The following is a 24,736-nucleotide window of genomic DNA, read 5'->3' on the forward strand; positions in this document are numbered from 1 at the left end:
CAAGCTCCCTCGCCACAAAAGCCCTTCATCATCAGGTTATGCGTTCCAGCGGGCTAGCACGTCGGGTAGCTCGGTCAGGCTGCGAATCTCGGCATCCGGCAATTTCTCGGCCTCCCAGGCCTTGCCTGCCGGGTTGAACCACACGGCCCGCAGCCCCGCCTGCTGCGCACCGGCAATGTCATCCCCTGGATGGTCACCCACATGCACTGCCGCGCCCGGCGCTACGCCACCGCGCTGCAAGGCTTCCTGAAACAACCGCGCATCCGGCTTGGCAATACCCATGTCTTCAGCCCGCAGCGCAAAGTGGAAGTAATCCGCCAGCCCCACACGTTGCACATCGGCATTACCGTTGGTAATCACCCCCAGTAGATAGTCGCGGCGCAGTGCTTGCAGCATCGGTTCCGCTTCGGGGAATACGGTGAGTTGATGCCGGGCATGGATGAACGCTTCAAAGCACACATCCGCCATCTGCGCTGCTTCCGGCAGCGGGTACCCGGCTTCCTCGAAGGCGTATTGCAGCACCTTGTGACGCAACACGCTGATGCGATATTTCAGCTCGGGATGACGCTCCAGCACCTGCTGGCGAAGGCTGGCAAACTTCTCCAGGGGCAAGTCGCCCACCTTGGTGGCGTGGGTCGCCAGCCACTCGCGCATCGATGCCTCGGCGCTGATGATGACCGGCACGTTATCCCAGAGCGTATCGTCCAGGTCGAAGGTGATCAGCTTGATGCTCATGAGTCACTGCCCTTAATGCGTTTGGCCCGTGGATGGGCGCTGTCGTACACCGTTGCCAGGTGCTGGAAGTCCAGGTGGGTGTAGATCTGGGTGGTCTTGATGTCGGAGTGGCCCAGCAGTTCCTGCACCGCACGCAGGTCCTGGGAGGACTCCAGCAAGTGGCTGGCAAAGGAGTGCCGGAGCATGTGCGGGTGCAGGTTCTGCCCCAGCTCGCGCTCGCCGGCGGCCTTGACCCGCACTTGTATGGCCCGGGGCCCGAGGCGCCGGCCTTGCTGGCTGATAAACACCGCGTCGTCCGCCGGGTTGGCCAGGGCGCGCAGGGGCAGCCACAGCAGCAAGGCTTCGCGGGCCTTCTTGCCCACGGGTAATACGCGGGTCTTGCTGCCTTTGCCGAGCACCTGCACCAGGCCATCCGCCAGGTCCAGTTGATCGAGGTTAAGCCCGGTCAGCTCCGACAGGCGCAGGCCCGAGGAGTAGAAGAGTTCGAGGATTGCCTGGTCGCGATGGGCCAGGAAGTCGTCCTCCACGGCGCCATCGAGCAATTGCAGGGCGCGATCCGTGTCGAGGGTCTTGGGCAGGCGGCGTTCGCCCTTGGGCGGCGCCAGGCCGTTGGCCGGGTCGTGGTCGCACAGGCCTTCGCGGTTCAGGTAGTGATAGAGGCCGCGTACCGCCGACAGCAGGCGCGCCAGGCTGCGGGAGGATTGGCCTTGCTGGTGCAGGCGGGCGATCAGGCTGCGCAGACCCTGGATGTCCAGGGCCTTCCAGCTGCCGATGTGTTGTTTCTCGCAGAACGCCAGGACCTTGTTCAAGTCCCGCCGGTAGGCTTCCAGGGTATGCGGCGACACCTGGCGCTCGCTGCGCAGGTGAGCGCAGTAGGCGTCCAGTTGTCGTTCCATGGCTAGCGCACCGCGCGCAATGCGCTGGTGAAGCGTGGCAGGACGCGGCCCAGCACTTCGGCGATGTAGCTCAGGAACAGCGTGCCCACCGAGCTTTTGTAATGCTGTGGATCACGGCTGGCGATGGCCAGCACGCCATGCAAACCTTGATGACTGAGGGCAACCACGGCGGTGGAGCCGATCTGCTGGCGCTGCTCGGCGCCAAACAGGAAGTCCAGCTCATGCTCGCGCAAGGTGCCGCTGATGGTCTTGCCTTCGGACAGCAGGCCGCCAATCGCGGTCTGGGCATCGCTGCCGCTGACCCAGCGACCCACCGGCATCGGGTTGTCGCTGAACAGGATCAGGCTGACAAAGGGCACCTGGAAATCCTGGCGCAGGCTGTCTTCGACGGCGATCACCGCTTCTTCCAGGCTGGCGGCGTCCATCAGGGTCAGGACCAGGCGGCGAGTCTTGTCGAACAGGCGGTCGTTGTCGCGGGCCACATCCATCAGCTGCGAGAGCCGATGGCGCATTTCGATATTGCGCTCGCGCAGGATCTTCATCTGCCGCTCCACCAGCGACACGGTATCGCCGCGCTGGTGGGGAATACGCAGGGCCGGCAGCAGTTCTTCGTGTTCGACGAAGAAGTCCGGGTTAGCCTCCAGATACGCCGCAACGGCTGCGGCCTCCAGACTTTCGCTTGGGGATGCTTGCGCGGGTACTTGAGGCTTATCAGTCATTAGATTTGCTCACTCATAGACGGACCTGTCCTTCGTAGACGCGGGTGGCCGGGCCGGTCATTTTCACCGGTTGGCCGGGGCCTGCCCATTCGATGGACAGGCGTCCACCGGGCAGGTCGATCAGCAGCGGCGAATCCATCCACCCCTGGCTGATCGCGGCTACGGCAGCGGCGCAGGCACCGGTACCGCAAGCCTGGGTTTCGCCGGCACCGCGTTCCCAGACGCGCAACTGCGCACGGGAACGGTCGATGACCTGCAGGAAGCCCACATTGACCCGCGCGGGAAAGCGCGGGTGGTTTTCGATCTTGGGCCCCAGTTCGTGAACCGGTGCGCTGTTGATGTCATCGACCCGCAGCACGGCATGGGGGTTGCCCATGGACACGGCAGCCAGGTTGACGGTCTTGCCGTCCACATCCACCGCATAGCTCAGGGCTTGCTCGGTGGCCTGGAACGGAATGTCCGCCGGCACCAGCCGTGGCGCGCCCATGTTGACGCCGATCTGGCCGTCGCTGCGAATATCCAGCTCGATGATGCCGCTTTTGGTCTCGACGCGAATCTGCCGCTTGGCGGTCAGGCGCTTGTCCAGGACAAAACGGGCGAAACAGCGGGCACCATTGCCGCACTGTTCCACTTCGGAGCCATCGGAGTTGAAGATCCGGTAACGGAAATCCACTTCCGGGTTACTCGGCGCTTCCACCAGCAACAATTGGTCGAAGCCGACACCGGTGTGCCGGTCGCCCCACAGCTTGGCGTGCTTGGGCAGGATGTGCGCGTGCTGGCTGACCAGGTCGAGGACCATGAAGTCATTGCCCAGCCCGTGCATCTTGGTAAAACGCAGCAACATGACCTTACTCCGGCAGCAGGCTTTCGCCAGCAAACAACTCGGCTACCGTCTCGCGGCGACGCACTTCAAACGCTTGATCACCGTCCACCAGCACCTCGGCGGTACGCCCGCGGGTGTTGTAGTTGGAGCTCATGACAAACCCATAGGCACCGGCCGAATGCACGGCCAGCAGGTCGCCTTCTTCCAGGGCCAGCTGACGTTCCTTGGCCAGGAAGTCGCCGGTCTCGCAGATCGGGCCGACGATATCGTAGCTGCGGCCTTCGCCTGCGCGTGGCTTGACGGCCGTCACATTCATCCAGGCCTGGTACAGCGCCGGACGGATCAGGTCGTTCATCGCCGCGTCGACGATGGCGAAATCCTTGTGCTCGGTGTGCTTGAGGTACTCGACCTGGGTCAGCAGCAGGCCGGCGTTGGCGACGATGTAGCGGCCCGGCTCGAACATCAGCGTCAGGTCGCGGCCTTCGAGGCGCTCGCGCACGGCCTTGATGTAGTCGGACACCAGCGGCGGCTCTTCATCGCGATAACGCACACCCACGCCGCCACCGAGGTCGATGTGGTGCAGGTAGATGCCGCACTCGCCGAGGCGGTCGACCAGCGCCAGCAGGCGGTCGAGGGCGTCGAGGAACGGTGGCAGGCTGGTCAGTTGCGAGCCGATATGGCAGTCGACACCCAAGACTTCCAGGTTCGGCAACTGCGCGGCGCGGATGTACACGTCCTCGGCGTCGGCAATGGCGATGCCGAACTTGTTCTCTTTGAGACCGGTGGAAATGTACGGGTGAGTGCCGGCGTCGACGTCCGGGTTGACCCGCAGGGAGATCGGCGCGCGAACGCCCATCTCGGCGGCCACCACTTGCAGGCGCTCCAGCTCGTCGGTGGATTCGACGTTGAAGCAGTGCACGCCAACTTCCAGGGCGCGGCGCATGTCTTCGCGGCTCTTGCCGACACCGGAGAACACAATTTTGTCAGCCTTGCCGCCGGCGGCCAGTACACGCTCAAGCTCGCCCCGGGACACGATGTCGAAACCGGCGCCCAAGCGCGCCAGGACATTGAGTACACCCAGGTTGGAGTTGGCTTTTACGGCGAAGCACACCAGGCTCGGCGTGCCTTCCAGCGCATCGGCAAAGGAGCGGTATTGCGCTTCGATGTGGGCACGGGAGTACACGTAGGTCGGGGTACCAAAGCGCTCGGCGATGGCGGACAGCGCGACACCTTCCGCGAACAGCTCGCCGTCCCGGTAGTTAAAAGCGTCCATGATGTTCCCTTAGTAGGTGTCGTGCTTGTGCGCTTTGGTTTGCGACGATTGCGCCTGTTCATTCGGGTCTTTGCTGTCATCGGGCAGATACAGCGGGCCTTTTTGACCACAGGCACTAACGAGGCAAGCGACCGCGACGAGCGCAGCAAGGGAAGAGATCAGGCGCTTCATGGCGAAATCCTTGAATATGCATTAATTGCGCCCGAGTATACCGACCACCCGCCGGATTGCCTATGCGCCGAAATACCCGTCCGGCGGGGCTTTGCCGAGTTTGTTGCGATTGTGCTTACACCAATCGAGGATAATTCACACGGCTGTGGGTAATGAAATCGGTATCCTTTGCAATCATGATGGCGCGTCCGTATTGTGCGGCGCTTGAGCGAGACCAGACACTTTTCGAGGTTCCCACAATGAGTTTGACCGAAGCCCGTTTTCACGACCTGGTGGATGCGACCCAGCAAGCGCTGGAGGATATTTTCGACGACAGCGGTCTGGATGTGGACCTGGAGAACTCGGCCGGTGTGCTCACCGTCAAGTTTGAAAATGGCACCCAATTGATTTTCAGCCGCCAGGAGCCCCTGCGTCAGCTATGGCTGGCGGCGCGTTCCGGTGGTTTTCACTTCGATTACGATGAAGAAGAAAAACGCTGGACCCACGACACCACCGATGAGCTGCTGAGCGAAATGCTCGCGCGCCTCACCCAGGAACAAGCCGGCGTCGAGCTGGACTTCGACGAGATCTGATCGTGACGCAGCCCGTTCCCGTACGCCCGCCCAAGCCGCTGTTCAGCAATGTCAGCCCGGCGGTGCCGTCACCTTGTATCAGTTTATGTCGGCTGGATGAGCACAAAGTCTGCCTCGGTTGCTTCCGTCATGTGGAAGACATCCGCGAATGGCGCTCTGCCGACGATGCGCGACGCCGCGTGATCGTCGCCCAGGCCGAGCAGCGCAGGACCTGCGCCTGAGGCCGTCTTGTTTATTTATTGTGCTGTGGTAGTGTCCGGATACACCTCAACTCATCGAGGTCCGTGAGAACCCCGCCTTTTCCTGGCGGGGTTTTGCTTTTTTGTGCAGAAAAAAGGAGTCTGCCTGAATCATGACCGCACCTTCCATCATCCTCACCCGTCTTGACGTGCAGCGTCTTGAGCAACTGATCGACCGTGTCGGCGAGGCGTCGCCGGGCGTTGAAGCCCTGCAACACGAACTCGACCGCGCCGAAGAAGTGGTTGGCCACGATGAAGTGCCTGCATCTGTCGTGACCATGAACTCCAGCGTGCATTGCCGTGAACAAGGCAGTGGCAAGGACTATCACCTGACCCTGGTCTACCCCAAGGACGCGAACGCCGACGAAGGCAAAATCTCGATCCTGGCGCCGGTGGGCAGTGCATTGCTGGGCCTGCAAGTCGGCCAGCACATCGACTGGCCAGCACCGGGTGGCAAGACCCTCAAGCTTGAATTGCTCGGCGTCGAAGGCCAGCCGAAAGACGGTGGCGCCTTTCCTCTCTAAACCTGGTTCAGCGCTTCATTGAGCGCCAGTTCCAGATCAGCCTTGTAGCGCAGGTACAGATTGCTCGGGCTTTGAACATCACCGAGCAGGCCGGACAGGTCCAGATCGGTGATGTAGCAGCGGTAACGCTCGGCTTCCCGGCGTTGCCCGACGATTTGCTGGGCGACCACCGCAAACAGTTGGTCGCCAAATTCCAGCTCGGAAAACTCTCGTTGATTGCAGTACAAGGTGATCCCCACCTGGCCCGGTGCTGCCTTGCCGATAATCGCCTGCACGTCGTAGAACGGCTTATTGGCCGGGGTTTGCGGCGCTGGGCGCGGTTCGGCCCGACGTGCGCGGCCGCTGCCTGACGGCAACAACTGGTAATACAGGATTTGCACCGCGCCGAAGGGCTGTTGCGGGTCCAGCGGCAGCAGCGCGTCGCGGCGATAAATGATCGACTGCAGGAAGCGCTGCAACGGCACCAACAGGCTTTGCTCGTCGTGGAACGGCAGGCGCTGCTGCCAGAGCGCGTTGAACTCATCCAGCACGTACAGCTCGGCAACTCCGTCGTTGATCCGGTAGAACACCTGCACACAGTCGGGCAGGCCCATGGGCAGCAGCAGCGCCAGGTCGTGGTCTTCCAGGGCCATGGTGTCCAGGTGCAGCGGGCTGTAGCTGGCCAGTTCCTCACTGAGGTAGGCGATCAGCGCGTCCTGGGTCGCCAGTGACACATGGTTGGCCTGGCCGGGTGTCAGCTCCATCACGTGGTAGTGCTGTTGCACCTGCACCAGGTAGCGGTGGTTTTCCTGGCCCAGCAGCAGGTTTTGCGCGGTGTCGAAGATTTCCTCCACGCGCTGGGCAATGAACTGCGCGCGGTTGTGGCAGAAACAGCGCACCCGCAAGCGCGGCAAGTGATTGGGCGGTAGCTGATTGAGGTAGTCGCGCAGGCAATCGAGCAGCGCGTGGGGGCCGTCATAGCGGCTGACCATCACCTCGTTCCAACTGTTGAGCGTGACCTGGTCCAGGGTCAGCACCAGGTTTTCCCGTACGCCCGCGTAACTCAGGGAGTCGGTGCGCTCGGTGGTCATCAGGATGTTCAGGTCGCGATGATGCTTGAGCGGGTCGACGCCGACGTTGATCAGCAGCAGCACTTCCTCGGGCACTGCCGAGCGCAGCAGGCGGTCTTCATCGACGCTGGCCAGGGGCAGGACGACGGTTTGTTGCAGGCTGCCCAGCAGGTTGAACAGCTCGAATTCGGTCATGTCACTGCTGCCGGGATGCAGCGCCAGGCGGGTACTGCTGTCGATCACGCCGTTGCGGTGGCACCAGGTGAGCATTTCCAGCAAATCGCGGCTGCGCTTGATCGGCGCGAAGTGCTCCCATTCCAGAGCGGTCAGGCTGCCGTTGTACAAGCCCCAATGATGCTGGCCGGGCTCTTTGCGGTTGGGCGACTGCACCAGGGTCAGGGTGTCTTCGGCAAGATCGGGCGCAATGCCGGGGTTGATGAATTCGACCTTGCCGGCCTTGCGCTCGAAGGCGGCGTACAGGCGCCGGCCCAGCACATTGAGGTCGCGCTTGTTGATCAGGCTGACGGTCTGTTCGGTGCGGGCAAACTGGGTCAGGAAGCGATAGCTGTAGTTCAGCTCGTTGACCAGCGCCCGGCGTTCGGAGGCCACCTGGCGGACTTTCCATTGGCTGCGGCTGTCCAGCAGGGCCAGTTGGCGCTGGTCCCAACCCCATTCGCTGGCCAGGCGCTCCAGCAGCAAACGCTGCCACCCGGTGCGCTGGCCCGCGCTGAGCTTGCGATTGACCTTCAGGTACAGGCTGCGCCGCACCAGTTCCAGGCGCTCCGGCTCATTACGGGCCTTGAGGTACTCCTCGATCCGGCGGTAGACGACGATGTACGGGTCCAGTTCGTCCAGGTCCAGCTGATTGGCAAACACAGCGCGCTTGAAGCGCAGGCTCAGGCACTGCACCTTCGGGTGCTCGCTGGCGTAGACCTCGGTCAGCAGGAGTTTCAGTACTGATTTGTAGGGCGATTCGATGCCCTTGAACAACTGCCACAAGCCGGCACCGATAAATTCACCCGGCGGGATGTGCGCCAGGTGGCCCAGGTCGAGGGTTTCATCGGCGCGAATAAAGCGTTTGGAAATCAGCGCGTGGGTGAAGTCGGCATAGCGGGTTTCTTCGTACACCGGCACCAGCCACCAGATCGGCGTGCGCCCGGCCAGCCAGATGGCGGTGCGGTAGAACTCGTCCAGCAGCAGGTAATGCTGGCTGGTGCCGCAGTCTTCTGAACTCAGTTGGCTGTCGCGCTCGCCCTGGATAAACCGCGTCGGCTCGATCAGGAAGAAGTGCGCCTCGGCGCCCATGCTCAGGGCCCAGGTTTCGAGCAGTTGGCATTTCTTGCGCAACTCGGCCAGCTCGTTCTCGCTGAGATCGGCCGCATGGCAGACCCACACGTCCATATCACTTTGATCGGCCTGGGCCAGGGTGCCCAGGCTGCCCATCAGGAACAGGCCGTGAATCGGCCGCGGTGGGTTGCCGTGGCGGGGCTTGTAGGAAAACGTGCGGGTCAGGCGCTGGGCCTCGGCCAAGGCTTGCGCGTCGGGTTCAAAATTCGACAGGCCGGCCGGCGTGCTGCCCGACACATAGCCCGGCAACAGCGGGTGATTCACGTGGAAAAACAGCGGCAGCAGGGTCAACACGCTTTGCTGGCGTGGCGTCAGCCCTTCGACGGCCCGGGCCATGCGGCCTTCGTTCAGGGCCAGAAACCGCGCGCGTAACTGGGCCAGCACCTTGCGGTCGATGCCTTCGTCCAGGTCGGGGCGGATTTCGTGGGTGCGGGTCATGTCGAACTCGGTGGCTCGCAGGGCCCGACGTGGGCGGCCGTGTGGGAGTTTACAGCCAGTAGCGTAGGAGGTTTAGAGGGAATTTGTTTTTGACGCCGGAATTTTATCCCGGGCGCGGGAATGCCCGCGGAATCCGTGAAGAGAGGATCCCGTGGGCGATACGAGGTGTCAGGCGGCTTCTTTGGCGGTCGTCAGAATAGTCAGCAGGCTTTGTGCGTGTTCGGCAGCGTCCCGGCCGAGGCTGGTGAGGTAACCACCGTCTGGCTGGTCGATCAGGTCTTTATCAAACAGGCGCCGGGCGGCGGCAATGGCAGTGGGAGCGGCAGTCTGATGAACTTTCAGACCTTCCTGGGAGCTGCCCAGGTTGAAGAGTGCAAGGATTTCCAGTTCGGCAACCAACTCAGGGGTATACGACATAAGGACTCCAGACTTTCTAGGAATTTTTAGACGTTAGCAGCCATAAGGTGAACGCACTTGGGCGAGCTGTCCAGTCGGAACTCATGCGGTGTTGATGTGGGGCAGGATTGTGGCCAGCAAGAGTTTGCTGGCCAGCGCGGTGTGAGGCTTATTGCTTCTCGGGCGGCAGCTCCGGCAGCGCACGCAACGCAGTTTCATACCATTCGGTATTGAAGGCGCGATCTTCTTCGAGCAGCGCGTCAATTTCGATGGCGAGGACGTGGGCCATCATTTGCAGGATGTCTTCGCGCTCGTAGCCCACCAGGGTCAGCTTGTTGAACGTGGCCTTGGCGGCGGGCGGGTTGTCGCTTTCGATCTGGTTTTCGATCGCTTCAATCAAGGTGGTCTCGGCGAACTCTTCTTCGTCGTTGTCGATATCGGTTGGCTCGCTCATGGCAGGCTCCTGGAGGAAAGGGCGCCAGTCTACCCCCATTCACTCGGCTGATGCTGCTGGCCAGGCGCGGCCTCCCGATCTATAACCACTGCTGCCAACCCCGTACACGGCCTGGAGGCTTTGTGATGCTCAAGCTTTATGGATTTTCGGTCAGCAACTACTACAACATGGTCAAACTGGCGCTGCTGGAGAAAGGGCTGCCCTTCGAAGAGGTGCCGTTCTACGCAGGCCAGACCCCTGAAGCCTTGGCCGTGAGCCCCCGGGGCAAGGTGCCGGTGCTGGGTGTCGAGCAAGGGTTTATCAACGAAACCAGCGTGATCCTCGAATACCTCGAACAGACCCAGGGCGGACGATCGCTGCTGCCGAGCGAGCCGTTCCAGCGCGCCCAGGTGCTGGCGTTGTGCAGGGAAATCGAGCTGTACATCGAGTTGCCGGCCAGGGCGTGTTTTGCCGAGGCGTTTTTCGGAATGCCGGTGCCGGAGGCGATCAAGGAAAAGTCCAGGGCGGAGTTATTGCTGGGGATCGCATCGCTGGGGCGGCACGGGAAGTTTGCGCCGTATGTGGCGGGGGACAGTTTCACGATTGCGGATTTGTATTTTGTGTACAGCGTGGACCTGGCCTGTGCCGTGGCCGGGAAGCTGTTCGGGCTGGATCTGTTGGCTGAGTTGCCGAAGGCCAAGGCGTTGCTGGAGCGCTTGCAGGCGCTGCCGAATGCCCAGCGGGTGGCGGCGGACAAGGAAGCGGCGATGCCGGCGTTTATGGCGATGATTGCTGCCAAGAAATAGATCTTGGGTGTTTGTGATGAGGCTTTCGCGAGCAAGCCCGCTCCCACATTTGACCGAGTTCCACCTTTGGAATGCAGTCGAATGTGGGAGCGGGCTTGCTCGCGAAGCTTTTAGCGGCTGGCGAGCAATGCCTGGCCGCGGACCACGGCAGCCTTCACCTGCGCCGGTGCAGTCCCGCCGATATGGTTACGGGCATTCACCGATCCTTCCAGGGTCAGCACCGCAAACACGTCCTGCTCGATCTGGTCGCTGAACTGGCGCAGTTCTTCCAGGCTCATTTCCGCCAGGTCCTTGCCGGTGTCCACGCCGTACTTCACGGCATGCCCGACGATCTCGTGGCAGTCGCGGAACGGCAGGCCACGGCGTACCAGGTAATCCGCCAGGTCTGTGGCGGTGGAGAAACCGCGCAGGGCCGCTTCACGCATGATGGCGTGCTTGGGCTTGATCGCCGGGATCATGTCGGCAAAGGCACGCAACGAGTCGCGCAGGGTATCGGCGGCGTCGAACAGCGGTTCCTTGTCTTCCTGGTTGTCCTTGTTGTAGGCCAGCGGCTGGCCTTTCATCAGGGTCAACAGGCCCATCAGGGCACCGAATACACGGCCGCTCTTGCCGCGTACCAGCTCCGGCACGTCGGGGTTTTTCTTTTGCGGCATGATCGAGCTGCCGGTGCAGAAGCGGTCCGGCAGGTCAATGAACTGGAATTGCGCGCTGGTCCACAGCACCAGCTCTTCGGAGAAGCGCGACAAGTGCATCATCGCAATGCTGGCCGCGGCGCAGAATTCGATGGCGAAGTCACGGTCCGACACGCCGTCCAGGGAGTTGCCGCCCACGGCGTCGAAACCCAGCAGATGCGCGGTGTATTCGCGGTCGATCGGGTAGGTGGTGCCAGCCAGTGCAGCGCTGCCCAGAGGCATGCGGTTGGCGCGCTTGCGGCAGTCCACCAGGCGCTCGTAGTCGCGGCTGAGCATTTCGAACCAGGCCAGCAGATGGTGGCCGAAGGTCACAGGCTGTGCGGTCTGCAGGTGGGTGAAGCCGGGCATGATGGTGCCGGACTCACGCTCTGCCTGCTCCAGCAGGCCTTTTTGCAGGCGGGTGATTTCTGCCAGGATCAGGTCGATCTCGTCCCGCAGCCACAGGCGGATATCGGTAGCCACCTGGTCGTTACGGCTGCGACCGGTGTGCAGTTTCTTGCCGGTCACACCGATGCGGTCGGTGAGGCGGGCCTCGATGTTCATGTGCACGTCTTCCAGGTCGACGCGCCAGTCGAAGGTACCGGCTTCGATCTCGCCACGGATGGTGGTCAGGCCGTCGATGATGCTGTCGCGCTCGGCGTCGGTCAGCACGCCGACCTTGGCCAGCATCGTGGCGTGGGCGATCGAGCCCATGATGTCGTGGCGGTAGAGGCGCTGGTCGAAAGTGACGGAGGCGGTGAAGCGCGCGACGAAGGCGTCGACGGGTTCACTGAAGCGGCCGCCCCAGGACTGGTTGGTCTTGTCGGTGCTCATGGATTCGCTCGTGATCTGCTGGAAAGAGGGCATGAAAGTGTGGCGCCGATAATAACAGGGTTGCCCCCGGAGGCGACGATGCCGGGGCGGGGCATTTTTATTTGTTTCCAAGATGGCTAAGTGCCTTGCCCCCGGACTCGCGCAGGACGAGACTGGAGCCAGGACCGATCGGGGGGGAAACTTGCGGTCCTTGGTCAAACAAAGCGTGTTTATTGAAACGATATTTGACGATTGAGCAATATCGTCTTCGCCAGCGTCTACAGTTGCACTGATAGAGCTTCGCGCTGACAGAAGGTGCACTGCACCAATGCCGGGCGATGAGGTCGAACTCCAGGCTATCCATTAGAGAGGGGGTGTTCGTATTGTGTATCAGCAAACCCTACGACGATGCCCGAAGGCAGCAGGCTTTGGGCGCGATTGAACAGGTCCGGGTAAATATTGGTGCCACTCTCGGGGCACTTTTTGCCGCTCGCGCTAGTCTTAGCGTGGATCGCCGTGACGGAAGTCACCGCACCTGTCTACGCTATCCTTGTGCGAGACTCACGCAGGAATCCAGCGCAATATGAATGTCCTGATCGTTGATGACGAACCCCAAGCCCGCGAGCGACTGAGCCGTTTGGTCAGTGAACTCGAGGGTTACAATGTCCTTGAGCCGAGCGCCACCAGTGGCGAGGAAGCCTTGGCCCTTATTGACAGCCTCAAGCCGGACGTCGTGTTGCTCGACATCCGCATGCCGGGCCTTGATGGCTTGCAGGTGGCTGCCCGCCTGAGCGAGCGAGAATCGCCGCCTTCGGTGGTGCTGTGCGCCTCCCAGGATGAGTTCTCTTCCGAGGCCCTGGATGCCAGCGGCGCCAGTTTCCTGGTCAAGCCGATCAATGCCGATGCGTTGCTTCGCGCCTTGAAAAAGGCGGAGCGTCCCAATCGTGTCCAACTGGCAGCCTTGACCCAGCCCGCAGCCCAGGGCGGCAACGGGCCTCGTAGCCATATCAGCGCCCGTACCCGCAAGGGCATCGAGTTGATTCCCCTGGACCAGGTGGTCTACTTCATCGCCGATCACAAGTACGTGACCTTGCGCCACGAGGCTGGTGAAGTGCTGCTCGATGAGCCACTCAAGGCGCTGGAAGACGAATTTGGCGACCGCTTTGTGCGCATCCACCGCAATGCGCTGGTGGCACGGGAGCGCATCGAGCGCCTGCAGCGCACGCCGCTTGGGCATTTTCAGCTGTTCCTGAAGGGCCTCAACGGTGACGCGTTGATCGTCAGCCGGCGCCATGTCGCCGGCGTGCGCAAGATGATGCAGCAGCTTTAGCCCGAGGGCTGACGCGAGCTTCACCGCCCATATCCCGGTGCGACGCGGCCAGGGAGGCCCCGCACTTGCTGATTCAAATCAAAGCGCATTTGCCTGAGCTGTTATTATCTGCCGTATCTATTCAGTACGGATTGATCCATGTCCTCTCGCGAAATCCGCATCGCCACCCGTAAAAGCGCCCTGGCCTTATGGCAGGCCGAATACGTCAAAGCACGCCTTGAGCAGGCTCATCCTGGCCTGAAGGTGTCCCTGGTGCCCATGGTCAGTCGCGGCGACAAGCTGCTTGATTCGCCATTGTCGAAAATCGGCGGCAAGGGCCTGTTCGTCAAGGAACTGGAAACCGCTCTGCTGGAGAACGAAGCCGACATCGCCGTGCATTCTATGAAAGATGTGCCCATGGACTTCCCCGAAGGCCTGGGCCTTTTTTGCATCTGCGAGCGCGAAGACCCCCGCGATGCCTTCGTTTCCAATACCTACGCCTCCCTGGATGAGCTGCCGCTGGGCAGCGTCGTCGGCACCTCCAGCCTGCGTCGCCAGGCGCAGTTGCTGACCCGCCGCCCGGACCTGCAAATCCGCTTCCTGCGGGGCAACGTCAATACTCGCCTGGCCAAGCTCGACGCCGGTGAATATGACGCGATCATTCTCGCGGCAGCCGGCTTGATCCGCTTGGGCTTTGAAGACCGCATCACCTCGGCCATCAGCGTCGAAGACAGCTTGCCGGCCGGCGGGCAGGGCGCTGTGGGCATTGAATGCCGCACCGCCGACAGCGAAATTCATGCGCTGCTCAAGCCGCTGGATCACCAGGACACCGAAATTCGCGTCACCGCCGAACGTGCCCTGAACAAGCACCTCAACGGTGGCTGCCAGGTGCCGATCGCCTGTTACGCCGTGCTTGAGGGCGAGAACCTCTGGCTGCGTGGCCTGGTGGGCGACCCGAGTGGTGGGTTGTTGCTCACCGCAGAGATTCGCGGGCCGCAAAGCGAGGCCACCAGCCTGGGTATCAAGGTCGCCGAGGAACTGCTGGAAAAAGGCGCCGGTGCCATTCTGCAAGCGGTGTACGGCGAGGCCGGGCCGCAGTGATGCAATGGCGTGTGCTGCTGACGCGGCCTGCCGAGGAGTCGGCGGCCCTGGCGGCGACGTTATCCGAAGAAGGTATTTTCAGCAGCAGCCTGCCGTTGCTGGAGATTGAAGCGCTGCCTGTCACGCCTGAACAACAGGCGGTCTTTCGTGAGCTGGACCGCTATTGCGCGGTGATCGTGGTGAGCAAGCCGGCCGCGCGCCTGGGCTTGCAGTTGTTGGCTCAACACTGGCCGCAACCGCCGGCGTTACCGTGGTTCAGTGTCGGCGCTGCTACGGCGCAGGTGTTGGCCGAGCATGGCCTTGATGTCAGTTATCCCCAGGACGGCGACGACAGTGAAGCCTTGCTTGAACTGGTCGCCTTGCGCGAGGCTATCTCGAAGCCCGGCGCCCGGGTGCTGATCCTGCGGGGCGAGGGCGGGCGAGAGCTGCTGGCTGAGCGTTTACGCGAGCAAGGTGCTAGTGTCGACTATCTGGAGTTGTATCGCCGTTTCCTGCCGGACTACGACCGTGCAACGCTGACCCAGCGCATAAACGTGGAACGCTTGAACGGCGTGGTGGTCAGCAGTGGGCAGGGTTTTTTACACCTGCAAGCGCTGGCCGGTACAGATTGGCCCCAGGTGGCACAGCTGCCGTTGTTCGTGCCCAGCCCGCGAGTCGCCGAGATGGCGCGTGCCGCTGGCGCGCAAGAAGTTGTGGATTGTCGTGGCGCCAGTGCCGCGGCTTTGTTAGTGGCGTTACGGAGTGTTTCCGTTCCCACTCTCTAATACGCAAAGGATGGATACGTGAGCGAAACAGCCTTGCCTAAAGATGAAGCTCAGCCCGCGCTTGATGCGCCTGTTGAGACACCGGTCACCACCGCCCCGCGCCGTGGCAACGGCCTGGCCATCGTGGCCTTGTTGCTCGGCGCCGCCGGCGTTGCCGCCGGTGGCTGGGGGATCTGGCAGGTCCGCGCACTGCAGGCGAGCAGCCAGCAACAGCTGGGCCAAGTGCAAACCCTGGACGACCAATCCCAGAGCCTCAAGCAGAGCCAGCAGCAGCTGTCGGCCCGTCTGGGGCAACTGCCCGGCGCCGATGAGCTGGAAGAGCGTCGCCGGCTGGTGGCGCAATTGCAGGGTGATCAACAACGCCTGAGCCAGCGCCTGGAAACCGTGCTGGGGGCCAGCCGCCAGGACTGGCGCCTGGCCGAGGCCGAGCACTTGATCCGCCTGGCCAGCCTGCGTCTTTCCGCCTTGCAGGACATCAACAGTGCCCAGGCACTGGTCCAGGGCGCTGACGAAATCCTCCGCGAACAAAGTGACCCTGGCTCCTACGCCGCCCGTGAGCAGTTGGCCAAGAGCCTCGCCGCGTTGCGCAATATCGAACAGCCGGACCGTACCGGGCTGTACCTGCAACTGGCGGCATTGCGCGATCAGGTCGTGCAGTTGGCGGCCATCGCGCCGGAATACCAACTCCCTGAAGCGGCCAATGATGGGCGTCCGACCACCGACACGGACAGCCGTTGGAGTCAGTGGTGGGCGCAGATCTCGCGGTATTTCCGCATCGACTTCAATCCTGATGACAACATTCGTCCGCTCCTGGCAGGGCAAGGCCTGAACCAGGTGCGCCTGGCCCTGAGCCTTGCACTTGAGCAGGCGCAATGGGCGGCGCTCAACGGCGAGCCGGCGGTGTACAGCCGATCCCTGGGCGAGGCTCGCAGCGTGTTGCAGGACAACTTCAATCAAGACAACCCGCAAAGCAAAGCCATGCTGGCCCGTATTGCCGAGCTTGAGCCCAAGGCCATCTCAGTGGTCACGCCGGACCTGGCCGCTAGCCTGGCTGCCGTGCAGGCTTACCTTGACCGTCGCCACCTGTCTGCCGAGGAAGCCAAGGCTTCCGCTGGCAAGCCGGCGACCCAGGAGTAAAGCCGATGAAGCGCTTCTATGTGATCCTGGTGCTGGCGATTGCGATCGCCCTGGCACTGGCCGTGGGCATTTCGAAACATACCGGCTACGTGCTGATTACCTATCCCCATGTGCTGCATTACGAGTCCGGGCTGTGGTCGACGCTAGTGGCGTTGTTTGCCATCGGCCTGGTGATCTATTTGGCCAGGGTGCTGGTGGGCCTGGTGCTGACCTCGGGTGGCGTGGTCAATCCGTGGTCGCGGCGCAACCGCAGCCGTCGGGTCCAGGTTGCCATCGAGCAGGGCCAGATGGACCTCGCCGAAGGGCGCTGGGCCAGTGCCGAGCGTCACTTGCACCGTGCGGCCGAAGCCGAACGCCAGCCATTGCTCTACTACCTCGGCGCCGCCCGTGCGGCCAACGAACAGGGCCGTTATGAGGAAGCGGATGGCCTGCTGGAACGCGCGCTTGAGCGCCAGCCCCAGGCCGAACTGGCGGTAGCCTTGAGCCATGCGCAGTTGCAGATGGACCGCGGTGACACCGATGGCGCCCTGGTCACCCTGCAGGCCATGCATGAGCGTCATCCGCATAACGTCCAGGTATTGCGCCAACTGCAGCGGCTGTATCAACAGCGTGGCGACTGGTCTTCGGTAATCCGGCTATTGCCGGAGTTGCGCAAGGACAAGGTGTTGCCGCCTGCCGAGTTGGCCGACCTGGAGCGACGCGCCTGGGGCGAGAACCTGACCCTGGCTGCCCAGCGCGAAGAGCAGGGCGAGGCCGGGCAGCAATCCCTGGAGCTGGCCTGGCAACAACTGACTTCGGCCCAGCGCCAGGAGCCGCAACTGGTGCTGGCGTACGCCGAACAACTGCGCCAGTTGGGCGCGGACGCCAAGGCCGAAGAAGTGCTGCGCGGTGCCCTCAAGCGCGAGTACGACAGTCATCTGATCCGGCTCTACGGGCTGCTGCGTGGCAGCGATCCGGCGAAGCAGTTGAAGTTCGCCGAAGGCTGGCTCAAGGACCATCCAGGCGATGCCAGCCTGCTGCTGACCCTGGGGCGCCTGTGCCTGCAAAACAGCTTGTGGGGCAAGGCGCGGGATTACCTTGAAAGCAGCCTTCAGGTGCAGCGCAACCCTGAGGCCTGCGCCGAGCTGGCACGCCTGCTGGCGCAGTTGGGCGACACCGAGCGCAGCAACCAGTTGTTCCAGGAAGGCCTGGGCTTGCTGGACAAGCGTTTGCTGGCGTCACCGCTGCCGGTGCCGGCACGGGTTTGAAGTAGGAAACAGAGTAAGGGTTGCCTCAGAATTGTCTGGTGGCCAACCCTTCAATAACGCCCAATAGCTGTAGTCAATACGGCTTGTAGTAAACTCCTACGTAGACGCGCGTTTAATCGCTCGCCTTCTGACGGGATATCCCTACGCTCTCGCGGAATCGTCTGCTCTGGCGCGTATTGAAAGGGGTAAGGTCTTTCCTCTACCGTAACTACCTATCTCTTGCGTTGCGGATAAACAATGTCTTTGGCCCCCTCACGCTCCCTGTTCCTCCTGGCGTTCCTGGCTGGTGCGCTGACGCTGGGCGCGTCCTTTTACCTGGAATACGCCGCGTTTTTGCGGCCTTGTTTCCTGTGCCAGGTGCAACGAATTCTTGTGGCTGCCTTCACGCTGATCAATCTCGTGGCGGCGATTCATGGGCCGAAGCGGTCCGGGATCTACCTGTATTGGGCGGCGAGCATGGGGTGTGCAGTGCTGGGCGCCATTACCGCCGTACGCCAGGTGCTGCTGCAAAATACGCCGCCGGAACAGTTGCCTGCCTGTTGGCCCGGCCTTCAATCCATGATCGAGAACCTGCCGCTGAGAGAGACGTTGGCCTTGATCTTCAAGGGCACCGTCGACTGCGTGGAAATCAACTGGACGCTGTTCGACTTGAGTATTCCCGAGTGGAGCCTGCTGTTCTTCGTGGCGATGCTGATCCTTGGCATCGCGCAGTTCTCGCGGTTGCTGCTGAGCCAGCGTTTTGGCCTTGCACGGCACTGACAGGTAACCGCAGGTTGTAGGAAGGGATTAAACACTTGTATGAACTTTCTCTCCTGCGTACCTTGATGACATAGTCGTGCGGGCATAATCTGGCCCGCACGCGTTATTGAAACAGACTGTTCGATGCACCTTTGCCCGGTTGCCGCTTTAACCTTGAAGTGTTGCGCGGGCAGCGTGCGGCGCCCCTATAGGGAAGAGAGATCATCATGCTGGAACGTTGTCAGAATGCTCAGGAACGCTGGGGTGGGGTGCACAAACTGATCGATGGTTGGTTGAAAGCGCGTCACGAACTGGTTCGGGCCTTTGATGCTCTCGGTGCCAAGCCCGAAGCGCTCAGCGAGAACCGCAAGCCGTTGCAGGAATTCTGCGGCGTATTGGTGGACTACGTATCGGCGGGGCACTTCGGTATCTACGAGCAGTTGACCAGAGAGGCCGAGGCTTTCGACGATCAACGTGGCCTCGATTTGGCGGAGACGATTTACCCGCGTATCGATGTCATCACCGAGAAGCTGCTGGCGTTCAACGACCTGTGTGATGCCGGCCAGTGCGTTGCAGAAAAATTCAAAGAGCTGGGTGGTTTGCTTCACGAGCGTTTCGAGCTGGAAGATTGCCTGATCGAAGTGCTGCACAACGCTCACAAGGAAGAGTTGACGGCTAAGGCCTGACTCCCCCCGACACAAGAAAACGGTGCGCATTGCGCACCGTTTTTCGTTTGGGCTCAGGCGCCCGCCTTGAGCAATTCGATCTCGAATACCAGCGGCGTATAAGGCGGGATCAGTTCGCCTGCGCCATCAGCGCCATAGGCTTGGTCGGATGGAATCACCAGGCGCCACTTCGCGCCCACCGGCATCTGTTGCAACGCACTGCGCCAGCCATTGATCACACTGTCCAGGCGAAACCACTGAGGTTGTGTGCTCTTGTCGAAGACGGTCCCGTCGGGTAACCGCCCAACATAATTCACTTGCACGCGATCATCGGCCGCCGGTTTCTTCCCGCTGCCAGGGGTCAGTTCGGTCAGCAGGATGCCGTCTGCCAATTCACGCACACCACTTTTGGATTTCTCACTGGCTAAAAATTGTTGCTCGGCAGCGAGTGCCTTTTCACTTTGTGGTGCTCGATTGTCCGGCGCGTTTTGTGCTTCGTGCTGGGCAAGGATCTGTTCGATGCGTGTGTCGTCCAGGGCCAGTGGCTTACCTTGATAGGCCTGTTTGAGTCCGTCGATCAGCGCCTCTACCTGCAACCCAGGCATCTCCTGGCGCAGGCGCTCACCCAGGCTCGCGCCCAGGCTGTAGGCCAGGTCGTGGTCATCTTTGGAGGGGGATTTCTCGCTTGCGTTGGCCACGCAAAGCACCACGCTCAACACTAAAAAAAGGTAACGCGACATGGGCGTTCTCCAGCCGAAAGTGCGATGGATTATGCCAGTGTGAATGCTTAAAAAGTGGCGTGGATTTTCGTTATATCAATAAGAATTTTCGTGCGGTGCAACGCAAGCCAATCGATACTGTCAACATGCCCTAGCGGCGGTAAGAGCAGAGGGCTAGTATGAGCCGCACCCACGTCAGCCAGGAGGTAAACCATGTCGGCCAAACAGAAGCCTGTAAATACCCCGTTGCATTTGCTCCAACAACTTTCGGGCAGCCTGCTCGAACATTTGGAAAGCGCTTGTTCACAAGCCTTGGCTGATGCTGAGAAGTTGCTCGCCAAGCTTGAAAAGCAACGCGGCAAAGCTCAGGAAAAACTGCACAAATCCCGCACCAAACTGCAAGGCGCAGCGACCGCTGGCAAAGCCAAGGCACAAGCCAAGGCCAAGGACGCCGTCAAAGAACTTGAGGACTTGCTCGACGCCCTCAAGGATCGTCAATCCGAAACCCGCACCTACATTTCCCAACTCAAGCGTGATGCTTCCGAGAGCCTGAAATTGGCCCAGGGTGTTGGTCGTGTGAAGGAAGCTGTAGGCAAAGTGCTGAGCACCCGTGCTCCGGCTAAGGCCGTTGCAGCCAGCGCAGCGAAGAAGCCAGCCAGCAAAGCAGTCGCCGCCAAGGCACCTGCGAAAGCTGCGGCCAAGCCTGCGGCAAAAGCACCGGCTAAATCGGCTGCCAAACCAGCGGCTAAAACTGCTGCTGCAAAACCAGCTGCCAAGCCAGCTGCTAAAACCGCTGCTGCAAAACCAGCTGCCAAACCAGCCGCTAAAACCGCTGCTGCAAAACCAGCTGCCAAGCCAGCTGCTAAAACCGCTGCTGCGAAACCAGCCGCGAAGCCAGCGGCTAAAACTGCTGCTGCGAAACCAGCTGCGAAGCCAGCCGCTAAACCTGCTGCTGCAAAACCAGCCGCGAAGCCAGCGGCTAAAACTGCTGCTGCGAAACCAGCTGCGAAACCAGCTGCGAAGCCAGCCGCTAAACCTGCTGCTGCAAAACCTGCCGCGAAGCCAGCCGCTAAACCTGCTGCTGCAAAACCAGCCGCGAAGCCGGCCGCTAAGCCTGCTGCTGCGAAACCAGCTGCCAAGCCGGCCGCCAAACCTGCTGCTGCCAAACCAGCTGCCAAACCAGCCGCTAAACCTGCCGCCGCCAAACCAGCTACTCCAGCTGCGAAGCCTGCGACCCCGGCTGCACCTGCTGCCAGCACCACAGCGCCAACCGCTCCGGCCAGCAGCACGCCTGCACCGGCAGCGCCAAGCGTCACCCCAACCAGCGCTTCCTAAGTGCCGGTAACCGCGGCGCGCAGCTGATGCAGCGCGTCGTGGTCAAGGTTGGCGGCTTCGGCCGCCAGTCCTTCAACCCATGCTTGATGATTCACCTCGGCCATCGGCCAACGCTGCGCCACACCTTCCAGGCGTGATAGCAGCAGCCTTTCTGCATCCAATTCCAAAGCCTTGACCCGCTCCCGTAACGCTCCCAGCTCAGCATCCTGCTGCGCCATGGCCCGCCATCGCGTGCGTACTTGCCGCAGCGGTTCAACCACCTCCGCCTGCCACGGCCCGGCGATCTGCCGCAGTGCCTGCAAGCGCGACGTTTCCGGCGCCACACCCCGCTGCTCCAGCCACAACCCGCACAACACCAGGCACACATCAGCCCCTTGCGCCTGCAAGCGCAGGCACGCGTCCTCGACGCCCGGGCGGGCGTAAGTCGAGAGGGCAAAGCTCCACAGGTCAGCGCACATATTCACACCCAAGCCAGCGGCCAACGAAGCTGGTAGACTCCGCCGCCATTATGATCCGACTTCAAAGCCTAACATTACAGCGTGGCCCGCAACGTCTTCTCGAAGACGCCGAGCTGACCCTGCACGCCGGTCACAAAGCCGGCCTGATCGGTGCCAACGGCGCCGGCAAATCCACGTTGTTCGCCTTGCTGCTGGGTGAGCTGACTCCCGACTCCGGGGATTGTCTGCTGCCGGCCGACTGGCGCATCGCCCATATGCGCCAGGAGATCGACACCCTCGACCGCATTGCGATCGACTACGTGCTCGATGGCGACCTGCGCCTGCGCCAGGTGCAACACGACCTCGCCGAGGCCGAGAAAGCCCAGGACGGCGCCGCACAGGCCCGCCTGCACTCGGAACTGGACAGCGCCGACGGCTACACCGCCGACGCGCGTGCGCGCAAGATGCTTGCCGGCCTTGGCTTTACCAACGAACAGATGGACCGCCCGGTCGCCGACTTCTCCGGTGGCTGGCGCATGCGCCTGAACCTGGCCCAGGCGCTGATGTGCCCCTCGGACCTGTTGCTGCTCGATGAACCGACCAACCACCTGGACCTCGATGCGATCCTGTGGCTGGAAGACTTCCTGAAAAGCTACCCGGGCACCTTGCTGCTGATTTCCCACGACCGGGATTTCCTCGACGCCGTGGTGGACAACATTGCCCACGTCGACCAGAAGAAAATCACCCTGTACCGCGGTGGCTACAGCGCCTTCGAACGCGCCCGTGCCGAACGCCTGGCCCAGCAACAGCAGGCCTACGAGAAGCAGCAGGCGCAGCGCGCGCACATGGAAAGCTACATCGCCCGGTTCAAGGCCCAGGCCACCAAGGCCCGTCAGGCCCAGAGCCGGATCAAGGCCCTGGAGCGCATGGAAGAACTGTCGGCGGCCCACGTCGATTCACCGTTCGACTTTGTGTTCCGCGAATCGGTGAAAATCTCCAGCCCGCTGCTGGACCTTTCCGATGCCCGCCTGGGCTATGGCCACAAGACCATCCTCGAGAAGGTCAAGTTGCAGCTCACCCCTGGCGCGCGGATCGGCCTGCTCGGCCCCAACGGCGCGGGCAAGTCGACCTTGATCAAAAACCTCTCGGGCGAATTGCAGCCCCTGGCCGGCCGCCTGGTGCGCGGTGAGAACCTGGTGGTGGGCTACTTCGCCCAGCACCAGCTGGATTCCCTCGACGCCAAGGCCAGCCCGCTGCTGCACCTGCAGCGCCTGGCGCCGACCGAACGCGAACAGACCCTGCGGGACTTCCTCGGTGGTTTCGACTTCCGTGGTGCGCGCATTGACGAGCCGGTGCTGAATTTCTCCGGTGGCGAAAAGGCCCGCCTGGCCCTGGCCCTGATCGCCTGGGACCGGCCAAACCTGTTGCTGCTCGACGAACCGACCAACCACCTCGACCTGGAAATGCGCCTGGCGTTGACCATGGCCCTGCAGGAATTCAGCGGCGCGGTACTGGTGGTGTCTCACGATCGCCACCTGCTCAAGAGCACCACGGATAACTTCCTGCTGGTGGCTGACGGCAAGGTCGAGGAATTCGACGGCGACCTGGAAGACTATGCCCGTTGGCTGTCGGACTACCGCCTGCGCAACGCGCCGGTCAGCAACACGCCGGTCAACCCGGACAAGACCGACAAGAAGGCCCAGCGCCAGGCCGCGGCTGCATTGCGTCAGCAACTGGCCCCGCACAAGCGTGAAGCGGACAAGCTGGAAGCCGAATTGGGCAAGATCCACGAGAAGCTGGCGAAGATCGAAACCAGCCTGGGTGACAGCGCCGTCTACGAGCCGGCCCGCAAGGATGAATTGCGCGACCTGCTGGCCGAACAGGCCAAGCTCAAGGTACGTGAAGCGCAGTTGGAGGAGACCTGGATGGAAGCCCTCGAACTGCTGGAATCCTTGCAAGCGGAGCTGGAGGCGCTGTCCTGATGGAAGCGCTGCAACTGCCGCTGCCGGCCCAATGGATCGCGCCGATCTGGGTGGCCGTACAGATTCTGCTGATCCTGCTGGCCGGCTATCTCGCCCAGCGCTTCGTCGCCAAATGCCTGAACCGCCTGGGGGAACGTTATCCGTTCCCGCCGCAGTTGCTGATGCCGCTGCGCGGCGGCCTGCGCTGGCTGATCATGGGCAGCGCGCTGATCTTCGTGCTGGAGCGCCTGGGCGTCTCTGCCACGGTGTTGTGGACGGCGTTGTCGGGTTTTGTGGCGGTGGCCGCGGTGGCGTTCTTCGCCATGTGGTCGGTGTTGTCCAACCTGCTGTGCGCCATCCTGATCTTCACCGTCGGGCCGTTCCGCCTGGGCGATGTGGTCGAGTTGGTGGACACCGTCGACAAGCCCGGCGTCAAAGGCCGGGTGGTGGCGATCAACCTGCTCTACACCACGCTGATCGAAGTGGAAGAGGCCGGTACCGGCAGTGTCATGGTGCAAGTGCCCAACAGCCTGTTCTTCCAGCGCTCGGTGCGCCGTTGGCGCGGCAGCGACGTGCTGCCTTAACCTGTGGCGAGGGAGCTTGCTCCCGCTGGGCTGCGTAGCAGCCCCAAAAAANNCCCTCGCCACAGCAAGCCCCCTCGCCACAAAGGCGCACCCCAAAATTTTTCTAGCCATTTCTCGGCCGGCAGCGTTAGTTTAGAAACATTCAGCAAACTACGCTCTGAGGTGTGTAATGGCGCTCGACACATGGCTGGCCTTTTTCCTGGCCAGTTGGATCATCAGTCTTTCCCCTGGCGCCGGTGCCATTGCGTCGATGTCCAGCGGCCTGCAATACGGTTTCCTGCGTGGTTACTGGAACGCCCTGGGCCTGCAATTGGGCCTGGCGATGCAGATTGCCGTGGTCGCCGGTGGCCTGGGGGCGATTCTTGCCGCATCCTCCACCGCGTTTTATGCGATCAAATGGTTTGGCGTAGCGTACCTGGTGTACCTGGCCATCAAGCAATGGCGCGCGCTGCCAACCGACCTGAGCGATGACGCGGCGATTCGCCCGATCGGCAAGCCGATGGCGATGATGTTCCGCGGGTTCCTGGTCAACGCCAGCAACCCCAAGGCCCTGGTGTTCATGCTGGCGGTGCTGCCGCAGTTCGTGAACCCGCAGGCGCCGCTGCTGAACCAATACCTGATCCTGGGCGCGACCATGATCTGCGTGGACATGATCGTGATGGCCGGCTACACCGGGCTCGCCTCGAAAGTGTTGCGCCTGTTGCGCACACCGAAGCAGCAGAAGCGCATGAACCGTACGTTTGCCGGGTTGTTTGTTGGTGCGGCGGGCTTTCTCGCAAGTCTGCATCGCGCAACGGCGTAACTGACGAAACCGGATCAAAAAATGTGGGAGCG

Annotated in this window: 27 protein-coding genes; 15 read left to right on the top strand and 12 right to left on the bottom strand. The window is 62.0% G+C overall.

Annotated elements, in window-relative coordinates:
* Positions 1 to 36 precede the first annotated feature (36 nt).
* The 6 genes from HX873_RS21030 to HX873_RS21055 are packed head-to-tail and all read right to left on the bottom strand — an operon-like array spanning position 37 to position 4,617.
* Positions 37 to 735 carry an HAD family hydrolase gene (locus tag HX873_RS21030; RefSeq protein WP_177066875.1) on the bottom strand — a complete coding sequence of 233 codons (699 nt, stop codon included), beginning with the start codon at positions 733 to 735 and terminating at the stop codon, positions 37 to 39.
* Entirely contained in the window at positions 732 to 1,631 is a 900-nt protein-coding gene (xerC, locus tag HX873_RS21035) for a tyrosine recombinase XerC (RefSeq protein ID WP_008439350.1), read from the bottom strand. The genes HX873_RS21030 and xerC overlap by 4 nt, the downstream gene beginning before the upstream one ends.
* A 2-nt stretch (positions 1,632 to 1,633) precedes the next feature.
* Positions 1,634 to 2,350 (bottom strand): DUF484 family protein, encoded by a 717-nt coding sequence (locus tag HX873_RS21040; protein ID WP_003208796.1) that lies wholly within the window; start codon positions 2,348 to 2,350, stop codon positions 1,634 to 1,636.
* Between the two features lie 13 nt (positions 2,351 to 2,363).
* The gene (gene dapF, locus HX873_RS21045; protein WP_177050320.1) at positions 2,364 to 3,194 is read right to left on the bottom strand and encodes a diaminopimelate epimerase; all 831 of its coding nucleotides are present in this window, start codon (positions 3,192 to 3,194) and stop codon (positions 2,364 to 2,366) included.
* A gap of 4 nt (positions 3,195 to 3,198) precedes the next feature.
* Positions 3,199 to 4,446, bottom strand: coding sequence for a diaminopimelate decarboxylase (gene lysA / locus HX873_RS21050; RefSeq protein WP_008439346.1), 1,248 nt, complete (start codon positions 4,444 to 4,446; stop codon positions 3,199 to 3,201).
* 9 nt (positions 4,447 to 4,455) lie between these two features.
* Positions 4,456 to 4,617, bottom strand: a complete 162-nt coding sequence (locus HX873_RS21055) for a lipoprotein (RefSeq protein WP_003208801.1) — start codon at positions 4,615 to 4,617, stop codon at positions 4,456 to 4,458.
* A 239-nt stretch (positions 4,618 to 4,856) separates the two neighbouring features.
* Between HX873_RS21055 and cyaY the strand changes: the two genes are divergently transcribed.
* From cyaY to rnk, 3 genes are all read left to right on the top strand, one after another.
* A complete protein-coding gene (cyaY, locus tag HX873_RS21060; RefSeq protein ID WP_003208803.1) occupies positions 4,857 to 5,189 on the top strand; it encodes an iron donor protein CyaY in 333 nt (110 codons plus the stop codon).
* Positions 5,190 to 5,191: 2 nt separating this feature from the next.
* A complete protein-coding gene (locus tag HX873_RS21065) occupies positions 5,192 to 5,410 on the top strand; it encodes a DUF1289 domain-containing protein (protein ID WP_003208805.1) in 219 nt (72 codons plus the stop codon).
* Between the two features lie 131 nt (positions 5,411 to 5,541).
* A complete protein-coding gene (gene rnk, locus HX873_RS21070; protein WP_003208808.1) occupies positions 5,542 to 5,952 on the top strand; it encodes a nucleoside diphosphate kinase regulator in 411 nt (136 codons plus the stop codon).
* On the opposite strand, the gene HX873_RS21075 is transcribed toward rnk, so the two are convergent.
* From HX873_RS21075 to HX873_RS21085, 3 genes are all read right to left on the bottom strand, one after another.
* Positions 5,949 to 8,786, bottom strand: a complete 2,838-nt coding sequence (locus HX873_RS21075) for a class I adenylate cyclase (protein ID WP_008439344.1) — start codon at positions 8,784 to 8,786, stop codon at positions 5,949 to 5,951. The genes rnk and HX873_RS21075 overlap by 4 nt on opposite strands.
* A gap of 168 nt (positions 8,787 to 8,954) precedes the next feature.
* The gene (locus tag HX873_RS21080) at positions 8,955 to 9,203 is read right to left on the bottom strand and encodes a TIGR02647 family protein (RefSeq protein WP_003208812.1); all 249 of its coding nucleotides are present in this window, start codon (positions 9,201 to 9,203) and stop codon (positions 8,955 to 8,957) included.
* Between the two features lie 148 nt (positions 9,204 to 9,351).
* Positions 9,352 to 9,636 carry a hypothetical protein gene (locus HX873_RS21085; RefSeq protein ID WP_003208814.1) on the bottom strand — a complete coding sequence of 95 codons (285 nt, stop codon included), beginning with the start codon at positions 9,634 to 9,636 and terminating at the stop codon, positions 9,352 to 9,354.
* Positions 9,637 to 9,761: 125 nt separating this feature from the next.
* Between HX873_RS21085 and HX873_RS21090 the strand changes: the two genes are divergently transcribed.
* On the top strand, positions 9,762 to 10,421 hold the full coding sequence (locus HX873_RS21090) for a glutathione S-transferase family protein (RefSeq protein ID WP_003208816.1): 660 nt from the start codon (positions 9,762 to 9,764) through the stop codon (positions 10,419 to 10,421).
* A gap of 110 nt (positions 10,422 to 10,531) precedes the next feature.
* On the opposite strand, the gene argH is transcribed toward HX873_RS21090, so the two are convergent.
* On the bottom strand, positions 10,532 to 11,926 hold the full coding sequence (argH, locus tag HX873_RS21095) for an argininosuccinate lyase (RefSeq protein ID WP_177123155.1): 1,395 nt from the start codon (positions 11,924 to 11,926) through the stop codon (positions 10,532 to 10,534).
* A gap of 562 nt (positions 11,927 to 12,488) precedes the next feature.
* Between argH and HX873_RS21100 the strand changes: the two genes are divergently transcribed.
* The 7 genes from HX873_RS21100 to HX873_RS21130 all read left to right on the top strand — a co-directional run bounded on the left by HX873_RS21100 (position 12,489) and on the right by HX873_RS21130 (position 18,887).
* Positions 12,489 to 13,235: a LytTR family DNA-binding domain-containing protein gene (locus HX873_RS21100; protein WP_003208820.1), complete on the top strand. Its 747-nt coding sequence runs from the start codon at positions 12,489 to 12,491 to the stop codon at positions 13,233 to 13,235.
* 138 nt (positions 13,236 to 13,373) lie between these two features.
* Complete coding sequence (gene hemC / locus HX873_RS21105) at positions 13,374 to 14,315, top strand: hydroxymethylbilane synthase (RefSeq protein WP_008439333.1); 942 nt, start codon at positions 13,374 to 13,376, stop codon at positions 14,313 to 14,315.
* On the top strand, positions 14,312 to 15,079 hold the full coding sequence (locus tag HX873_RS21110) for a uroporphyrinogen-III synthase (RefSeq protein ID WP_177123156.1): 768 nt from the start codon (positions 14,312 to 14,314) through the stop codon (positions 15,077 to 15,079). The genes hemC and HX873_RS21110 overlap by 4 nt, the downstream gene beginning before the upstream one ends.
* 18 nt (positions 15,080 to 15,097) lie before the next feature.
* Positions 15,098 to 16,216, top strand: coding sequence for a uroporphyrinogen-III C-methyltransferase (locus HX873_RS21115; protein ID WP_177123157.1), 1,119 nt, complete (start codon positions 15,098 to 15,100; stop codon positions 16,214 to 16,216).
* Positions 16,217 to 16,221: 5 nt separating this feature from the next.
* Entirely contained in the window at positions 16,222 to 17,463 is a 1,242-nt protein-coding gene (locus HX873_RS21120; RefSeq protein WP_177116596.1) for a heme biosynthesis protein HemY, read from the top strand.
* A gap of 237 nt (positions 17,464 to 17,700) precedes the next feature.
* Positions 17,701 to 18,222, top strand: a complete 522-nt coding sequence (locus HX873_RS21125) for a disulfide bond formation protein B (protein WP_177123158.1) — start codon at positions 17,701 to 17,703, stop codon at positions 18,220 to 18,222.
* A gap of 206 nt (positions 18,223 to 18,428) precedes the next feature.
* The gene (locus tag HX873_RS21130) at positions 18,429 to 18,887 is read left to right on the top strand and encodes an Rsd/AlgQ family anti-sigma factor (RefSeq protein WP_003208832.1); all 459 of its coding nucleotides are present in this window, start codon (positions 18,429 to 18,431) and stop codon (positions 18,885 to 18,887) included.
* Positions 18,888 to 18,940: 53 nt separating this feature from the next.
* Here the strand turns inward: HX873_RS21130 and HX873_RS21135 are convergent, their stop codons facing one another.
* Entirely contained in the window at positions 18,941 to 19,606 is a 666-nt protein-coding gene (locus tag HX873_RS21135; protein ID WP_003208833.1) for an FKBP-type peptidyl-prolyl cis-trans isomerase, read from the bottom strand.
* Between the two features lie 192 nt (positions 19,607 to 19,798).
* Here HX873_RS21135 and HX873_RS21140 point away from each other — a divergent pair, with 192 nt between their 5' ends.
* Complete coding sequence (locus tag HX873_RS21140; protein WP_177123159.1) at positions 19,799 to 20,920, top strand: AlgP family protein; 1,122 nt, start codon at positions 19,799 to 19,801, stop codon at positions 20,918 to 20,920.
* Here the strand turns inward: HX873_RS21140 and HX873_RS21145 are convergent.
* Positions 20,917 to 21,378, bottom strand: a complete 462-nt coding sequence (locus HX873_RS21145) for a TIGR02444 family protein (protein WP_008439308.1) — start codon at positions 21,376 to 21,378, stop codon at positions 20,917 to 20,919. The genes HX873_RS21140 and HX873_RS21145 overlap by 4 nt on opposite strands.
* A 50-nt stretch (positions 21,379 to 21,428) precedes the next feature.
* Between HX873_RS21145 and HX873_RS21150 the strand changes: the two genes are divergently transcribed.
* From HX873_RS21150 to HX873_RS21160, 3 genes are all read left to right on the top strand, one after another.
* Positions 21,429 to 23,339, top strand: a complete 1,911-nt coding sequence (locus HX873_RS21150) for an ATP-binding cassette domain-containing protein (RefSeq protein WP_177123160.1) — start codon at positions 21,429 to 21,431, stop codon at positions 23,337 to 23,339.
* Positions 23,339 to 23,902 carry a mechanosensitive ion channel family protein gene (locus HX873_RS21155; protein WP_008439307.1) on the top strand — a complete coding sequence of 188 codons (564 nt, stop codon included), beginning with the start codon at positions 23,339 to 23,341 and terminating at the stop codon, positions 23,900 to 23,902. Before HX873_RS21150 ends, HX873_RS21155 begins: the two co-directional genes overlap by 1 nt.
* Positions 23,903 to 24,071: 169 nt before the next feature.
* Positions 24,072 to 24,704: a LysE family transporter gene (locus HX873_RS21160; RefSeq protein ID WP_003208844.1), complete on the top strand. Its 633-nt coding sequence runs from the start codon at positions 24,072 to 24,074 to the stop codon at positions 24,702 to 24,704.
* The last annotated feature ends 32 nt before the right edge of the window (positions 24,705 to 24,736 follow it).

Origin of the sequence: Pseudomonas sp. P7758 (assembly GCF_013386485.1) — a bacterium.
GTDB lineage: Bacteria > Pseudomonadota > Gammaproteobacteria > Pseudomonadales > Pseudomonadaceae > Aquipseudomonas.

Bases quoted from the DNA above. Each gene is read 5' to 3' on its own strand.
- HX873_RS21030 (WP_177066875.1), bottom strand. From the start codon at position 735: ATGAGCATCAAGCTGATCACCTTCGACCTGGACGATACGCTCTGGGAT.
- xerC (WP_008439350.1), bottom strand. From the start codon at position 1,631: ATGGAACGACAACTGGACGCCTACTGCGCTCACCTGCGCAGCGAGCGC.
- HX873_RS21040 (WP_003208796.1), bottom strand. From the start codon at position 2,350: ATGACTGATAAGCCTCAAGTACCCGCGCAAGCATCCCCAAGCGAAAGT.
- dapF (WP_177050320.1), bottom strand. From the start codon at position 3,194: ATGTTGCTGCGTTTTACCAAGATGCACGGGCTGGGCAATGACTTCATG.
- lysA (WP_008439346.1), bottom strand. From the start codon at position 4,446: ATGGACGCTTTTAACTACCGGGACGGCGAGCTGTTCGCGGAAGGTGTC.
- HX873_RS21055 (WP_003208801.1), bottom strand. From the start codon at position 4,617: ATGAAGCGCCTGATCTCTTCCCTTGCTGCGCTCGTCGCGGTCGCTTGC.
- cyaY (WP_003208803.1), top strand. From the start codon at position 4,857: ATGAGTTTGACCGAAGCCCGTTTTCACGACCTGGTGGATGCGACCCAG.
- rnk (WP_003208808.1), top strand. From the start codon at position 5,542: ATGACCGCACCTTCCATCATCCTCACCCGTCTTGACGTGCAGCGTCTT.
- HX873_RS21075 (WP_008439344.1), bottom strand. From the start codon at position 8,786: ATGACCCGCACCCACGAAATCCGCCCCGACCTGGACGAAGGCATCGAC.
- HX873_RS21080 (WP_003208812.1), bottom strand. From the start codon at position 9,203: ATGTCGTATACCCCTGAGTTGGTTGCCGAACTGGAAATCCTTGCACTC.
- HX873_RS21085 (WP_003208814.1), bottom strand. From the start codon at position 9,636: ATGAGCGAGCCAACCGATATCGACAACGACGAAGAAGAGTTCGCCGAG.
- HX873_RS21090 (WP_003208816.1), top strand. From the start codon at position 9,762: ATGCTCAAGCTTTATGGATTTTCGGTCAGCAACTACTACAACATGGTC.
- argH (WP_177123155.1), bottom strand. From the start codon at position 11,926: ATGAGCACCGACAAGACCAACCAGTCCTGGGGCGGCCGCTTCAGTGAA.
- HX873_RS21100 (WP_003208820.1), top strand. From the start codon at position 12,489: ATGAATGTCCTGATCGTTGATGACGAACCCCAAGCCCGCGAGCGACTG.
- hemC (WP_008439333.1), top strand. From the start codon at position 13,374: ATGTCCTCTCGCGAAATCCGCATCGCCACCCGTAAAAGCGCCCTGGCC.
- HX873_RS21120 (WP_177116596.1), top strand. From the start codon at position 16,222: ATGAAGCGCTTCTATGTGATCCTGGTGCTGGCGATTGCGATCGCCCTG.
- HX873_RS21125 (WP_177123158.1), top strand. From the start codon at position 17,701: ATGTCTTTGGCCCCCTCACGCTCCCTGTTCCTCCTGGCGTTCCTGGCT.
- HX873_RS21130 (WP_003208832.1), top strand. From the start codon at position 18,429: ATGCTGGAACGTTGTCAGAATGCTCAGGAACGCTGGGGTGGGGTGCAC.
- HX873_RS21135 (WP_003208833.1), bottom strand. From the start codon at position 19,606: ATGTCGCGTTACCTTTTTTTAGTGTTGAGCGTGGTGCTTTGCGTGGCC.
- HX873_RS21140 (WP_177123159.1), top strand. From the start codon at position 19,799: ATGTCGGCCAAACAGAAGCCTGTAAATACCCCGTTGCATTTGCTCCAA.
- HX873_RS21145 (WP_008439308.1), bottom strand. From the start codon at position 21,378: ATGTGCGCTGACCTGTGGAGCTTTGCCCTCTCGACTTACGCCCGCCCG.
- HX873_RS21150 (WP_177123160.1), top strand. From the start codon at position 21,429: ATGATCCGACTTCAAAGCCTAACATTACAGCGTGGCCCGCAACGTCTT.
- HX873_RS21155 (WP_008439307.1), top strand. From the start codon at position 23,339: ATGGAAGCGCTGCAACTGCCGCTGCCGGCCCAATGGATCGCGCCGATC.
- HX873_RS21160 (WP_003208844.1), top strand. From the start codon at position 24,072: ATGGCGCTCGACACATGGCTGGCCTTTTTCCTGGCCAGTTGGATCATC.